Origin of the sequence: Aminicella lysinilytica (assembly GCF_004362975.1) — a bacterium.
In the GTDB taxonomy this organism is placed as follows: Bacteria; Bacillota; Clostridia; order Peptostreptococcales; family Anaerovoracaceae; genus Aminicella; species Aminicella lysinilytica.
The window spans coordinates 17,744-31,611 of sequence record NZ_SNXO01000027.1 but is presented as its reverse complement, the minus strand read 5'-3'; the positions used below and the strand labels follow the sequence as shown (position 1 = coordinate 31,611).

General features: G+C 42.1%; 13 protein-coding genes. All 13 read left to right on the top strand.

Annotation, left to right across the window (positions count from 1 at the left end):
* Nucleotides 1–221 precede the first annotated feature (221 nt).
* On the top strand, nt 222–803 hold the full coding sequence (gene rsmD / locus EV211_RS07725; RefSeq protein WP_133528856.1) for a 16S rRNA (guanine(966)-N(2))-methyltransferase RsmD: 582 nt from the start codon (nt 222–224) through the stop codon (nt 801–803).
* Nucleotides 796–1,284, top strand: coding sequence for a pantetheine-phosphate adenylyltransferase (gene coaD, locus EV211_RS07720; RefSeq protein WP_133528855.1), 489 nt, complete (start codon nt 796–798; stop codon nt 1,282–1,284). Before rsmD ends, coaD begins: the two co-directional genes overlap by 8 nt.
* Nucleotides 1,285–1,293: 9 nt before the next feature.
* Nucleotides 1,294–1,869, top strand: a complete 576-nt coding sequence (locus tag EV211_RS07715) for a hypothetical protein (RefSeq protein WP_133528854.1) — start codon at nt 1,294–1,296, stop codon at nt 1,867–1,869.
* A gap of 2 nt (nt 1,870–1,871) precedes the next feature.
* Nucleotides 1,872–2,987 (top strand): tRNA(Met) cytidine acetate ligase, encoded by a 1,116-nt coding sequence (locus EV211_RS07710; protein ID WP_166635413.1) that lies wholly within the window; start codon nt 1,872–1,874, stop codon nt 2,985–2,987.
* 21 nt (nt 2,988–3,008) lie between these two features.
* Nucleotides 3,009–4,214: an acetate/propionate family kinase gene (locus tag EV211_RS07705; protein WP_133528852.1), complete on the top strand. Its 1,206-nt coding sequence runs from the start codon at nt 3,009–3,011 to the stop codon at nt 4,212–4,214.
* 27 nt (nt 4,215–4,241) lie between these two features.
* Nucleotides 4,242–5,681: a monomeric [FeFe] hydrogenase gene (locus tag EV211_RS07700; protein ID WP_133528851.1), complete on the top strand. Its 1,440-nt coding sequence runs from the start codon at nt 4,242–4,244 to the stop codon at nt 5,679–5,681.
* A 99-nt stretch (nt 5,682–5,780) separates the two neighbouring features.
* A complete protein-coding gene (gene rpmF, locus EV211_RS07695) occupies nt 5,781–5,981 on the top strand; it encodes a 50S ribosomal protein L32 (protein ID WP_133528850.1) in 201 nt (66 codons plus the stop codon).
* A gap of 143 nt (nt 5,982–6,124) precedes the next feature.
* The gene (gene asd, locus EV211_RS07690) at nt 6,125–7,219 is read left to right on the top strand and encodes an aspartate-semialdehyde dehydrogenase (protein ID WP_133528849.1); all 1,095 of its coding nucleotides are present in this window, start codon (nt 6,125–6,127) and stop codon (nt 7,217–7,219) included.
* 19 nt (nt 7,220–7,238) lie between these two features.
* The gene (gene uppP / locus EV211_RS07685; protein ID WP_133528848.1) at nt 7,239–8,075 is read left to right on the top strand and encodes an undecaprenyl-diphosphatase UppP; all 837 of its coding nucleotides are present in this window, start codon (nt 7,239–7,241) and stop codon (nt 8,073–8,075) included.
* A gap of 32 nt (nt 8,076–8,107) precedes the next feature.
* A complete protein-coding gene (locus tag EV211_RS10995; RefSeq protein ID WP_279222026.1) occupies nt 8,108–10,690 on the top strand; it encodes an FtsK/SpoIIIE family DNA translocase in 2,583 nt (860 codons plus the stop codon).
* Nucleotides 10,690–12,009, top strand: a complete 1,320-nt coding sequence (rimO, locus tag EV211_RS07675; RefSeq protein WP_133528847.1) for a 30S ribosomal protein S12 methylthiotransferase RimO — start codon at nt 10,690–10,692, stop codon at nt 12,007–12,009. The genes EV211_RS10995 and rimO overlap by 1 nt, the downstream gene beginning before the upstream one ends.
* Before the next feature lie 2 nt (nt 12,010–12,011).
* Nucleotides 12,012–12,551, top strand: coding sequence for a CDP-diacylglycerol--glycerol-3-phosphate 3-phosphatidyltransferase (pgsA, locus tag EV211_RS07670; protein ID WP_133528846.1), 540 nt, complete (start codon nt 12,012–12,014; stop codon nt 12,549–12,551).
* Nucleotides 12,552–12,562: 11 nt separating this feature from the next.
* Nucleotides 12,563–13,810 (top strand): competence/damage-inducible protein A, encoded by a 1,248-nt coding sequence (locus EV211_RS07665; protein ID WP_133528845.1) that lies wholly within the window; start codon nt 12,563–12,565, stop codon nt 13,808–13,810.
* Nucleotides 13,811–13,868: the final 58 nt, after the last annotated feature.

Below are 13,868 nucleotides of genomic sequence, written 5' to 3'. Positions count from 1 at the left end.
ACCTAGTTTTATCATCATAAACTTGCGTGAAATGAAAACTCTAAGGCTTATCCAACTATAAATGATTCAGATAAAACTGTGGCAATACTCTCCTTTAAATAGTCAAAGCTATAGGAACAAATAAAAAGTCCACAGTGTCAAATTGATTATATCAAAGTTGAAGAAAGAAAGGAGAGTATGCATGTATTTGGACTCAAATACATCATACAAGAAATAATTAAATGAGAGTAATCACCGGTGAGTTCAGGGGAAGAAAATTAGACACACCTATTGGTAACGATATCAGACCCACATCTGACAAAGTTAAAGAATCTATATTCAATATTTTAATGAATGATATTTACGGAAGAGTTTTCTGCGACCTTTTTTCAGGTACCGGAAGTCTCGGCATCGAGGCCCTGTCAAGAGGAGCCAGACGATGTTACTTTTGTGACAGTTCCCGAGACAGTGTGAATCTGACTAAAACAAACATTAAAAAATGCAACGCCGAGAGCCGTTCAGTAGTCATACTGGCCGACTTTATGAGAGCCCTGAGCCGCATAGATGAGAAAGTTGACGTGTTCATACTTGATCCTCCATACAAGGCGGGCATTTATGAGAAATGTCTGCAGCAGATAGATTATCTTGATTTATTGTCTCCGGAGGGTATAATATTAGCAGAACACGGCGCTGCCGATCACATGCCTGACAGCTTCGGCAGATTGACTAAAGTACGTGAAAAGAAATATGGCAAGACTAAATTAAGCATCTACCAATGCGTGACAGAGGCAGGGCAGGAACTTCAGGAGGAAGATAATGAGTAAGAAAGCCTTATACACAGGTTCTTTCGATCCTATGACAAACGGGCATCTTGATATAATCACCCGCTCAGCTAAGATGTTCGATGAACTGGTGGTTGGAGTCATAGTAAACCCGAACAAACACCCGCTTTTTACCGAACAGGAACGGGTCAATATGATCGAGGAAGTTACTTCTGACCTTGATAACGTGCGGGTGGAATCCTTTGAAGGATTATTGGCGGATTATGTCAATAACAACGGTTTCGATGCAGTAGTAAGGGGATTGCGAGCTACTACAGACTTCGAATATGAGATACAGATGGCGCAGATGAACGAACGATTGTTTAACAAGGGAACGGAATCTGTATTCCTTATGACAAGTCCGAGGTTTTCATTTATCAGTTCCAGCATGATCAAGGAAGTTGTTTCATTAAACGGCTGTGTTAAAGGACTTGTTCCAGAAAAGATATTGGACGAGATCGTGGCAAAATATATGAATAAATAGGAGATTATTATGACAGTATTGGATTTATTGGATGAAATAGAAGATATAGTCGAGACAGGGTCGGCAGTACCTTTGACGAATAAAATAATGATCGACGGCAATGAATTGCTGGACATCGTCAAGGAAATAAGATTAGGACTGCCGGATGACATACAACAGGCTAAGTGGGTAAAAGATGAAAAGATGAGAATCATGAGCGAGGCCAAGAGTGAGTATGAGAAGATAATCGTTGAAGCCAGAAAACAGGCAGATTATCTAGTTGACAATAATGATATTACGTTAAAGGCTCAGAAAAAAGCAGATGCTATCAGCAATGCGGCTGACGAATATTCCAAGGCTCTGAAAATGAAGACCTATGATTATCTGGACGGGATTATTTACGATATGCAGGGTAGGATAGATGAAGTCAATCTGAAGTATTTTGCAGAAATGTACAATAATGTGGAAAGATCCTTCGAGGAAATCAACGGAGTTCTACAGAGTAACAGGGATGAGTTGAAAGAGATGGCTTATAGAACTAAGAATGGTGAAGAGTGGCTCTATCAGGACAGATCTGAAGAAACAACTGATGAAAGCGGTGAGTAATATTGAAAAGCATAGGTATTATAGGAGAGTATAACCCATTTCATCAGGGTCATAGTTATCTTATAGAAAAAGCAATGAAATCAACAGGTGCGGAAGTCTGCGTATCTGTTATAAGCGGAGATTTTACACAAAGAGGAACGCCGGCAGTTGCCGATAAGTGGGAACGTGCCAGGGTAGCCGTAGAGAATGGTGTAAATGTAGTAGTTGAAATGCCTGTGGTTTATGCCTGCAATAGCGCAGAATATTTTGCAAAGGGTGGAGTGGAGATACTTGAAGGTTTCGGATGTGTAGATTACATGGCCTTTGGAAGCGAATGCGGAGATATAGACGAATTAAAAAGTGTTGCGGCATTTCTGAACGACAATGATAAAGTACTTCATTCGAGAGTCAGTGAGCTCATAAAGCATGGAAATTCGTACCCTAAGGCTAGATTAATGGCTGCTTTGGAAATAAACCCCGGTTTCGATGAAGCAATTCTGAAGGAACCTAACAATATCCTTGCTATTGAATATCTGAAGAAAATCAAAGATATTGAACCGGTTACCATTAAGAGAAGGGGCGTTGGTTATCATGAGTCTGCTGAGGCCATCAGGGATAGCCTGTACGAGAAAACCCCAAAAATATTTGATGAAATGGACAGTAGATTTTTCAAATTGTTAAGTGCTAAGATTTTACAATCAGATGGAGAGTATCTGGAAACTATATCTTCAGCAGGCGAGGGACTTGGAAACAAACTGATCAATGAAATCAGGTATGTCAATTCTACGGATCAACTTATTGAGCGTATCAAATCTAAAGCATATACAAGAACAAGAATATCAAGGTTATTGACACAGGTGTTGCTGGGAATAAGCAGCGATAGCGTCAAAAATGCCAGATCCTATATTCGATTACTGGCATTAGATGACGTAGGTGCTAAATTCATTAAGGAAATGAAGAAGAATAAGTACTGCAAACTGCCTGTGATAACGAATATAAATCGAGAAAAGGAGGAGTATCCGGAAATCGGACCAACACTACATCAAGATATACTCGCTACAGATATGTATAACATTATAGCGGGCAAAGATCTATATGATTATTCAGATTATGTCAAGGCCCCTTTTATAGGCCTTTAGACCCAGAAAAGGAGAAAAACAATGATAGTATTAGTATTAAATTGCGGAAGTTCATCAATCAAATATCAGCTTTTGGAGATGAAGGATGAGACCCTTATAGCTAAGGGACTAGTAGAAAGAATAGGGATGGAAGGATCTGTTATAACCCATGAGAAAACAGGTCATATCAAGATCGTTAAAGAAGTACCTATGAAAGATCATAAAGACGGTATCAAACATGTCATGGACGCATTACTCGCCCCTGATGGAGGACTTAAGTCTCTTAAAGATATAGATGCAATAGGACACAGAGTAGTTCACGCAGGTGAGAAATATTCCAATTCCATACTTATCAGCGATACAGTGGTAGCAGCTCTGGAAGAGTGTATAGATCTGGCGCCTCTTCATAATCCGCCTAATCTTGACGGTATACAGGCATGCAAAGAATTGATGCCAGGCGTACCTATGGTTGGCGTTTTCGACACGGCTTTCCATCAGACTATGCGTCCTGAATCATATCTTTACGCTATTCCATACAAGTATTATGAAAAATACGGCATCAGAAAGTATGGATTCCATGGTACTTCACATAAATATATGGCTATAGAAGCGGCAGAAATGCTGAATATAGATGTAAATGATCTGAAACTCATAACCTGTCATCTTGGCAACGGTGCTTCAGTATCAGCTATCAAACACGGCAGAAGCGTGGATACGTCTATGGGATTCACACCACTTGAGGGTCTGGTAATGGGCACCCGGTGCGGAGATCTGGATCCTTCCATAGTATCCTTGATCGGCGAGAAGGAAGGTATTACAGAGGGCGAAGTAACAAGCATCTTAAATAAAGAATCCGGCGTTCTTGGAATATCCGGTATATCAAGCGATTTCAGGGATCTGGAAGCAGCTATGAAAGAAGGAAACAGAAGAGCAGAGCTGGCACTTAACATATTTGCCCGTAAGGTAAGATTCTACATTGGCGCATATATTGCGGAAATGAACGGAGTAGACGCCATAGTGTTTACCGGCGGCATTGGAGAAAACGATACTTACATGAGAGAACTCATCTGTAAGAACATGGGTAACCTGGGAATCAAACTGGATCCTTACAAGAATAACGTAAGATCAAAGATGGTTATTCTATCTACTGATGATTCCCCTGTAAAAATAATGATGATACCATCCAATGAGGAATTAGTAATAGCCAGAGAGACAAACGAAATCGTTAAACACAGTCGTCTGCTGTAATGATGCAAGTGAAAAGGAGTATGATAGGTGAAACTGTTTGACAACAAAGTTCAGGAAACTAAGTATAATGTTCTTCGCGAGGTTGCAATACAAACCTGGAAAGGAAATGATGTATTTGTTGAGTTCAATGAAATAGCTAGTCAGGTACTTCCTAAGGATGAGCCTCCGATGCATTGTTGCATATACAAGGACAGAGCAGTAGTAGCCGAAAGAGTCAGGCTTGCAATAGGCGGCAGTAAAAAGAATAAAGAAGTAGTACAGGTCATAGATATTGCCTGCGACGAATGTACAGAAGCAGGTTATGTAGTAACTGACCTTTGCCGCGGTTGTCTTGCCCACAGTTGTAAGGAAGCCTGTAAACTGAACGCTATAACCATTGACAGACATCAGCATGCTAAAATCGATAAAAGCAAATGCGTGGATTGCGGAAGATGCGCTAAAGCCTGTAAATTCAGTGCTATACACAATTTCCAAAGGCCCTGCGAAATTGCTTGTAAGGTAAATGCTATATATATGGGAGACGGCGGAGAGGCAAAAATCGATTATGATAAATGCATCAATTGCGGCGCTTGCGTTTACCACTGCCCTTTTGGGGCCACTGTAGACGTATCTAGTATAGTAGATGTCATCAAACTCCTGAAAGCGGGGGATACTGATGGTATGAAGCGTCCTACAGTTGCAATAGTAGCGCCTTCCATAGGCAGTCAGTTTTTATATGCAGAACTTGGTCAGGTCATAGCCGGCATCAGGAAGCTTGGTTTCGAACGTGTCTTGGAAGTGGCACTAGGCGCGGATATGACCGCAGCCAAAGAAGCCAGCGAACTTGTTGAGAAAGGATTTCTGACATCATCATGCTGTCCTGCTTTTGTAAAATTTATCAAGACGAAATATCCGGAATTAGTTGATAAAGTCTCAACGAATCTGTCACCTATGGCGGAATTAGCAAAATTTGTAAAAGAAGAACATCCTGGATCTCGAGTGGTTTTCATTGGACCATGTATAGCCAAGAAAGCAGAAGTCAGGGAGAAACCGGCTTCAGACTATATTGATTATGCCATTACATTCGAGGAATTACAGGCTCTCTTTGACAGCAGGAATATACTGCTTCGTGAGCAGGAATCAGTAGATTGGAACCAGGCTTCTTATTACGGCAGAAATTTTGCAAGATCAGGAGGCGTTGCAGAGGCAGTAGCTCAGGCTCTTAAAGAATTAGACATCACTGACTTTAAATTTGATCCTGTTGTCTGCGATGGCATTGATAAATGTAAACAGGCACTAAACAGAGCTAATAAGGGAGCTCTTACCAATAATTTTATAGAAGGCATGGCTTGTATAGGCGGCTGCGTAGGCGGCACCGGTAATCTCGTAAGATACGAAGATGCACCTGAAGAAATGGAGGAACACATTGAAGACGCAAGCGCCACAAGTATAATACCAAACCTAAGAAAAGCCATTAACATAATATAAAAAAACTGTTGACATCAACCATTTGAGAGTATATACTTTAGAAGTTGACGAAAAAAATTGTTTTTTTGATATAACTTTGAGCAGGAGGAGGTGTAGACAATGGCAGTTCCAAAGAGGAAAACGTCCAAGGCGAGAAGGGACAAGAGAAGGTCCCCTAATATGAAGATGACAGCACCTGGACTTTGTATTTGTCCACAGTGTCATCAGCCAAAGCTTCCACATAGAGTATGCCCTAATTGCAACTACTACGATGGAAAGAGCGTCATTAACGAAGTGACAGAAGCTCCAGCAGAGGCATAGTGATAACGCAAGATGAGGCAGGCATTTATTGCCTGTCTTTTTGTGTGTGACCGAAGAGTCTGAATACCATTAAAATGTTGATAAACTAATGGAAAAATGATATAATAATTGGTACGTTTATAGTAAAAAAGGAGGCATATGAAATGATACAACTAGATAAGAAACTAAGAGTCGGTATTCTTGGCGGTACTGGTATGGTCGGACAGAGATTTATATCTTTGCTCGAGAACCACCCATGGTTCCAGGTAACAACTATCGCTGCAAGCGCCAGAAGTGCCGGCAAGACCTATCAGGAAGCCGTATCAGGGAGATGGAAGATGCAGACTCCAATGCCTGAGTTTGTTAAGAATATAAAAGTAATGGATGTTTCAGATATAGATGCAGTTGCAGATACGGTGGATTTCGTATTCAGTGCTGTAGATATGACTAAAGATGAAATAAGAGCTATAGAAGAGGCCTATGCCAGAACTGAGACGCCTGTAGTGTCTAATAACAGCGCTCATAGATGGACGCCTGATGTTCCTATGGTAGTTCCTGAAATCAATTCTGATCATTATGAGATAATCAAGTATCAGAGAGAAAGACTAGGGACCAAGAGAGGATTCATAGCGGTCAAGCCTAACTGTTCGATCCAGGGATATGTGCCTGCTTTGGCAGCATGGAAGGAATTTAAGCCAACAGAGCTTGTAATTACTACTTATCAGGCCATATCAGGGGCTGGTAAGACTTTTGAGGACTGGCCGGAAATGGTAGGGAATATAATCCCTTATATCGGCGGCGAGGAAGAAAAGAGTGAACAGGAACCTCTCAAGATACTTGGACATATTGAAAATGATGAAATAGTCAAGGCAAATGGGCCAAGAATAACATGTCAGTGCGTAAGAGTTCCTGTTTTAGACGGACATACAGCAGCTGTTTTCATTGACTTTGAGAAAAAACCTTCTAAGCTGGAACTTATTGAAAAACTCAATAACTTCAGGGGATTCCCACAGGAAGCAGATCTTCCAAGTGCTCCTAAGCAGTTTATTAAATATCTTGAAGAAGATGACAGACCTCAGGTTGCCTTGGATGTTGACTATGAAAATGGTTTCGGAGTAACGGTTGGAAGGCTGCGCGAGGACACTGTATATGATTATAAGTTCATTGGACTTGCACATAATACTATTAGGGGAGCTGCCGGCGGCGGCGTGCTTTCAGCAGAAGCACTGGTAGCAAAGGGATATATTACACATAAATAGAGAATCAGGAGGATAATCGGTGAGTTATTTAGAATCAATAATACTTGGACTGGTACAGGGCCTGGCAGAGTTCCTGCCAATAAGCAGTTCAGGGCATCTGGCTCTGTTGCAGCATTTCTTCGGCATACAGGGAGACAAGGTGCTGATGTTTACTGTAATGCTGCATATAGGCACACTTGTATCAGTCTTCATAATGTACTGGAGCGATATATGGGCTCTGATCAAGGAGCTGTTTATTACTATAGCCGACCTTTGCACAGGCAAGGGTCTGAGGCTTTCAGAAAGACCTATGAGGAAACTGGGCCTGATGATAATCGTAGCTACGATACCAACGGGTTTAATGGGACTTTGCTTCAATAGTTTCTTTGAAAGCCTTAACACTAATCTTTTGTTCATAGGTGTTGGCTTTATTATTACAGGACTGTTGCTATTTTTTTCAGAAAAAATCGGAAAGAACAGAAACGATATAGAAGGCATGAATTTCAGGAACGGAATATTCATCGGAATACTTCAGGGAATAGCTATTTGCCCGGGAATATCGAGATCCGGTTCTACTATGGTAGGCGGTCTGTTTACAGGCCTAACCAGAGAGTTTGCTGTAAGATTCGCATTCCTGATTTCTATACCATCTATACTAGGCGCAGCTGTAGTTGAATTACCGGATGCCATGCATGCTACTACTGATGCTTCGCTGATAGGGCCTATGGTAGTAGGTGTCATTGTAGCAGCCATCTGCGGTATTTTGGCAATAAAGGCGATGATAAAGGTAGTAGTAGACAGAAAGCTTAAGTACTTCGCTTATTATGTGTGGATATTAGGTGCGCTGACTGTTATATACAGCGTGTTCTTTATGTAATTATCGATATGAAGAGTAAAGGAAGGATATAAGTGGCAACGAAAAAGAGTACTGCAACAACTAAATCAAAAGGGAAACCGGGAAGGCCGCCTGGTTCTAAAAACAAGAAGAATACTACGACCAGGAACAAGAAGAAGGAAGGCTCTCCTAAGGAAGCGGCAAACAGAGAAGAGATAAAGAAAATGCAGGCAAAGCGCAAGGCCAGCAAGCTCATTAATGATGATATCTGGGGAGTTATTTTCATTGCTCTCGGAGCTTTTATCTTTATTGCTGTACAATTTCATGCTGCCGGAGAATTCGGAAATAAATTCGGCGATATACTTAAAGGGCTCTTCGGTCTGATGGGACTGGTTTTGCCATGGTATCTGATACTGATAGGTTTACTTCTGATAGCGCACAAAGCGATGCATTTCTCGTGGAAAACTTTAGTATTCACTTTTGTAATGCTTATAATGCTGTGCCTTCTGAATTCAGGTAGATATATAGACAGCGGTCATCTGGTATATGCAGTCAGAACTTTTTACAATGACGGTGTGACTCTGAACGGCGGCGGTTCTATCGGTATGACATTTGGAATCTGTCTTGTTAAACTGATAGGTAAAGCAGGGCTCTATATATTTGCATCAGTAATAACGATAATCTGTATATTACTAATGATCAATACTCCTTTGTCAGAAGCTATGGAAAAGCACAGCAACAAGCGGGAAGAAAAACGTTTACTTAAAGAAAAGGCTGAAGAAGAAAGTAAGGCTAACGGAGAGACCATACTTTCACAGGAAAAACCAGTAGCCATGGCGCAATTGTCAGAATCAGAGCCTAAGTCTCACGATATAAAAATAATAACGCCTTATAACGAGAACAACGCCAGCAATAAATCAGCTGCAAAGTCTGATTCCCTTACAGGAAAGACAAGTACGAAAAAAGGCAAAAGCAATGTATTGGACTTTTTGCGCCAGAATGATCCTTTTAACGAAGAAAAAAGTCTCGATCCTAACAAATCCTATGGCTTAAACGGAGACATGCCTGCAGACAATCTTTCATCCCCGGATGAAGTCAAACCGTCGGCTAAGGAAATCGCGAAAGACGCTGCTGCTATAGGCACAGGTCTGGGATTAGGAAGTGCCTCAGCAGCCCTTACTAAATCCGTAGACAGAAGCAGCAGCAAATACAGGAAGCCTTCCATCGACCTGCTTATTGAGCCTGACAAAATAAATACGACGGGCATAAGCGGCGACCTGAAGGAAAAGGCACGTAAGCTGGAAGAGACTTTACAAAACTTCAATGTAGATGCGAAGGTCGTTCAGGTGACTCAGGGTCCGGCTGTGACCAGATATGAGATACAGCCTAACATAGGCGTTAAAGTCAGCAGTATCGTCAGATTGTCCGATGACATTGCACTGAATCTACGCGCCAAAAGCATAAGAATAGAAGCTCCTATACCTGGCAAAGCTGCTGTAGGTATAGAAGTAGAAAATGATAAAATCAACATGGTAAGACTTCGCGAGATAATAGAGTCCCGCGAGTTCAAGTCAGCTAAATCCAAGATAGAATTTGCTGTTGGAAAAGATATAGCCGGCAAGCCTATAGTGGCTGACCTGAAGGGAATGCCGCATTTGCTCATTGCCGGATCCACTGGCTCAGGCAAGAGCGTATGCATCAACAGCATAATCACAAGCATTTTGTACAAAGCGGATCCTGACGAGGTGAAGTTGGTCCTCATAGATCCAAAGGTGGTAGAACTGGGCAACTATAACGGCATACCTCATCTGCTCATACCGGTCGTTACAGATCCGTCAAAGGCAGCGGCAGCCCTTAGCTGGGCGGTTGTGGAGATGACGAACAGGTACAAGATGTTCGCGGAATCAGGTGTCAGGGATCTCGAGTCATATAATGACAAAATGAAGGCTGATAATGAAAAAGATATGGTCATGCCTCAGGTTGTCATCATAATAGATGAGTTGGCTGACCTTATGATGGCTGCGCCAAGTCAGGTGGAAGAATCTATCTGCAGACTTGCGCAGATGGCCAGAGCAGCCGGAATGCATCTTATCGTTGCTACTCAGCGTCCTTCAGTAGATATAATAACCGGCGTCATCAAGGCTAATATTCCTTCCAGGATAGCCTTTGCTGTATCATCGCAGTTCGATTCAAGAACCATACTTGATATGGGCGGCGCAGAGAAACTGGTAGGCAAGGGCGACATGCTCTTCAATCCTCTTGGAATGGGAAAACCTATAAGAGTACAGGGAACATTTGTGTCTGACCAGGAAGTCCATCGTGTAATAGAACATGTAAAGTCTCAGGTCGATGAAGCAGAGTATGCTGACGATGTGATCGACACTATAGAGAACGGAAAAGGCTTGAATATGAATAAAGACGATGATGCAGATGAGCTTCTGCCTGATGCAATAGAATGCGTAGTGACTAGTGAACAGGCATCCGTTTCAATGCTGCAGAGACGTTTCAGGATAGGGTACAACAGAGCGGCAAGGATAATGGATATGATGGAATCCAGAGGAATCGTAGGGCCTCAGGATGGAAGCAGACCGAGGCAGGTCCTCATTACAGAAGAAGAGCTTGCCAAGATGAAAGAAGGGGCACAGGGAATAGAGTAATGAAAGTATATTTTGATACACTTGGCTGTCCAAAGAATTTCAATGATTCTGAAATGGCCATGGGTATATTGGAGAATGCAGGTTACGGCATAGTGGATTCACCTGACGAAGCTGACATTATAGTAGTCAATACATGTGGCTTCATCAATGATGCTAAAGTTGAGTCTATAGATGAGATATTCAATATGTCAGCATATAAAGAAGAAGGCAAGAAACTGGTAGTATCCGGTTGCCTTGCTCAGCGATATGCCGATGAGCTTTATGATGAAATGCCGGAAGTCGATGGCTTTCTTGGTGTAAATGATTACGACAGACTTCCGGAATTGCTGGATGATCTGTGCAGCGAAAACAAGGATAGGTTCAAAGTAATCGATCCATGCAGGATCGAGGAATTGGAAATAAAGGCACGTAAGTTGTCGGATGACCCATACACGGCTACGCTGAAAATAGCGGAAGGTTGTAATAACGTGTGTGCTTACTGCATAATACCTAAGATAAGAGGACCATATAGAAGCAGGAAGAAAGAGAATATAGTTGAAGAAGCTCAGCGACTGGCAGACGCCGGTTGTAAAGAGCTTGTTCTTATTGCACAGGATGTCTCGTATTATGGAATGGATATCTATGGAAGTCTGGAATTACCTGATCTGCTTCACAGGCTTTGCAAAATAGATGGTATTCGCTGGATCAGGCTTATGTATTGCTATGAAGACAGGATAACTGATGAATTGATAGAGACCATGGCCTCAGAAGAGAAAATATGTAATTATATAGATATCCCCATACAGCATGCCAGCGATAGAATACTTAAGAGTATGAACCGCAGATCCACTTCGGCATCCCTGGATGATACTCTTGGAAAACTCAGAAAGGCAATACCGGATATTCATATTCGTACTACCCTCATTGTGGGATTTCCCGGAGAGACTGAAGACGATTACGACATTCTTCAGGACTTTGTTGAGAAGCAGAGATTCGCACGCCTTGGCGTATTCGCTTATTCCAAGGAAGAAGGTACTGTGGCGGCGGAAATGCCAGATCAAATAGACGAAGAAATCAAGCAAGAACGCTTGGATGGCATAATGGTTCGCCAGATGGAGATATCACTTGCGTACAATGAAAATAAAATTGGAAGCATAATGGATGTTATGGTCGATGAGAGAGACGAAGACGGCTCTTACATAGGCAGGACAGAATATGATGCACCGGAGATAGACAACTCGGTAATTTTTGTACCTTTGAAGGAGCATAGACCCGGGGATATAGTGAGAGTGAAAATCGAAGATGCTTTTGATTATGACTTAGAAGGCAGGGAGGTTTAGACATGAATTTACCAAATAAATTGACAGTTGGAAGAGTAATAGCGGTGCCGTTTTTCATTGCAGCATACCTTATGGGATGGTATATACCGGCGCTGATAATATTCATAGCCGCTTCATTTACAGATATGCTGGATGGCAAGATCGCAAGAAGCCGGAATCTTGTAACTAACTTCGGTAAGATAATGGATCCGCTGGCAGATAAGATACTTGTATATTCAGCCTTTTGTCTGATGGTGGGAGATGGAACGATCCCGGCATGGATGCTCATCGTAATTCTGGCCAGAGAATTTACCATAGGCGGAATCCGAACTGTGGCAGCTTCCGGAGGTCTGGTAATAGCCGCCGCTATGAGCGGTAAGATCAAAACAGTACTTCAGATGGTAGCGGTCCCGTTGCTCATGCTGGCCGCTGGTCTTTACAACACACATATCTATTTCTATGTATATGTGCTGGCGATGATATTCTTATGGGCGTCATTGATAATGACTGTGTATTCAGGAATAGAATATGTAGTTAAGAATAAACAGGTTTTCAAAGCTTAAGGGAGGTCATTATGAGAAGTGCAGTTTTAAGCGTTGGCACAGAAATCCTTTTCGGACAGATAACCAATACTAATTCGGTTTATATTTCCCAGCAGTTGAATCTGCTGGGTTTTGATGTTCTTTATCATTATACAGTAGGCGATAACGACGGCAGATTGAGCGAAATGGTCGACCTGGCATTCAAGGACTGTGACCTGATAATCACGTCAGGAGGCCTTGGACCGACTGAAGATGATATGACCAAGGAAACCGTCTGTAAGGTAATGGGCGATAACCTCGTTGAACATGAACCTTCAATGGAGGCCTTGGTGGAAGGCTCTAAAAAGCTGGGTCATAAGCTTACTGAAAACAATTACAAGCAGGCTATGATGCCATCCAAAGCAACAGTCTTCGATAATGACGCGGGAAGTGCGCCAGGCTTTGCCCTTGAAAAGAACGGAAAAATAATCATATGCATGCCGGGACCGCCGAGAGAAATGACACGTATGTTTCAGCGCAGGGTAAAACCCTTTCTTGAAAAATACCAGGATAAGGCTATTTATTACAAGACGCTGAGATTCTTTGGTAAGGGAGAATCTTCTCTCGAAACTGATTTGCTGGATCTCATAGATGCACAAAAAGATCCTACAATAGCCACTTATGCCAAGGAAGGCGAATGCACCGTCAGGGTGGCATCCAAGCGTGACACTTTAGAAGAAGCAAAGAAAGCCGTAGCTGATACAACAGATATCATAGTCAGCCGGCTGGGACAGTATATTTACAGCATAGACGATGAAGAACTCGTTCAGGTAGTGGGAAGGAAACTGCTGGAAAAGGGCATAACTATATCCTGCGCTGAATCCTGCACAGGTGGTATGTTTGCTGAAACGCTCACATCAGTACCGGGAATATCTGAAGTATTCGACAGAGGTCTGGTAACCTACACAGCTAACGCTAAAATCGATGAATTGGGAGTACGTGAAGATACTATAACAAAACACACTGTATATAGTGCTGAAGTAGCAAAAGAAATGGCTGCAGGCCTTTATGAAAAAACGGGGAGTAACATCTGCGTAAGTATAACAGGCATAGCAGGCCCCGGAGGCGAAATGCCGGGTAAACCGGTCGGACTCATATATATAGGGTGCGCTTTTGCTGGTGATGTCAAGGTCAGAGAAGTGCATATGCGCAACGTCAGCAGAAACTGGAACAGACATTATGCAGTCTTATCTATGCTCGACATGGTGAACAAATGTATAGATGAAGCAAATCTTAATTGACAGGAAATGGTAATTATGTTATTATGTAATTACCATTTATTTACATTGATAAATATTA

What these genes read in the sequence shown, in the direction of transcription:
- rsmD (WP_133528856.1), top strand. Translation starts at nt 222, where the DNA reads ATGAGAGTAATCACCGGTGAGTTCAGGGGAAGAAAATTAGACACACCT.
- coaD (WP_133528855.1), top strand. Translation starts at nt 796, where the DNA reads ATGAGTAAGAAAGCCTTATACACAGGTTCTTTCGATCCTATGACAAAC.
- EV211_RS07715 (WP_133528854.1), top strand. Translation starts at nt 1,294, where the DNA reads ATGACAGTATTGGATTTATTGGATGAAATAGAAGATATAGTCGAGACA.
- EV211_RS07705 (WP_133528852.1), top strand. Translation starts at nt 3,009, where the DNA reads ATGATAGTATTAGTATTAAATTGCGGAAGTTCATCAATCAAATATCAG.
- rpmF (WP_133528850.1), top strand. Translation starts at nt 5,781, where the DNA reads ATGGCAGTTCCAAAGAGGAAAACGTCCAAGGCGAGAAGGGACAAGAGA.
- asd (WP_133528849.1), top strand. Translation starts at nt 6,125, where the DNA reads ATGATACAACTAGATAAGAAACTAAGAGTCGGTATTCTTGGCGGTACT.
- rimO (WP_133528847.1), top strand. Translation starts at nt 10,690, where the DNA reads ATGAAAGTATATTTTGATACACTTGGCTGTCCAAAGAATTTCAATGAT.
- pgsA (WP_133528846.1), top strand. Translation starts at nt 12,012, where the DNA reads ATGAATTTACCAAATAAATTGACAGTTGGAAGAGTAATAGCGGTGCCG.
- EV211_RS07665 (WP_133528845.1), top strand. Translation starts at nt 12,563, where the DNA reads ATGAGAAGTGCAGTTTTAAGCGTTGGCACAGAAATCCTTTTCGGACAG.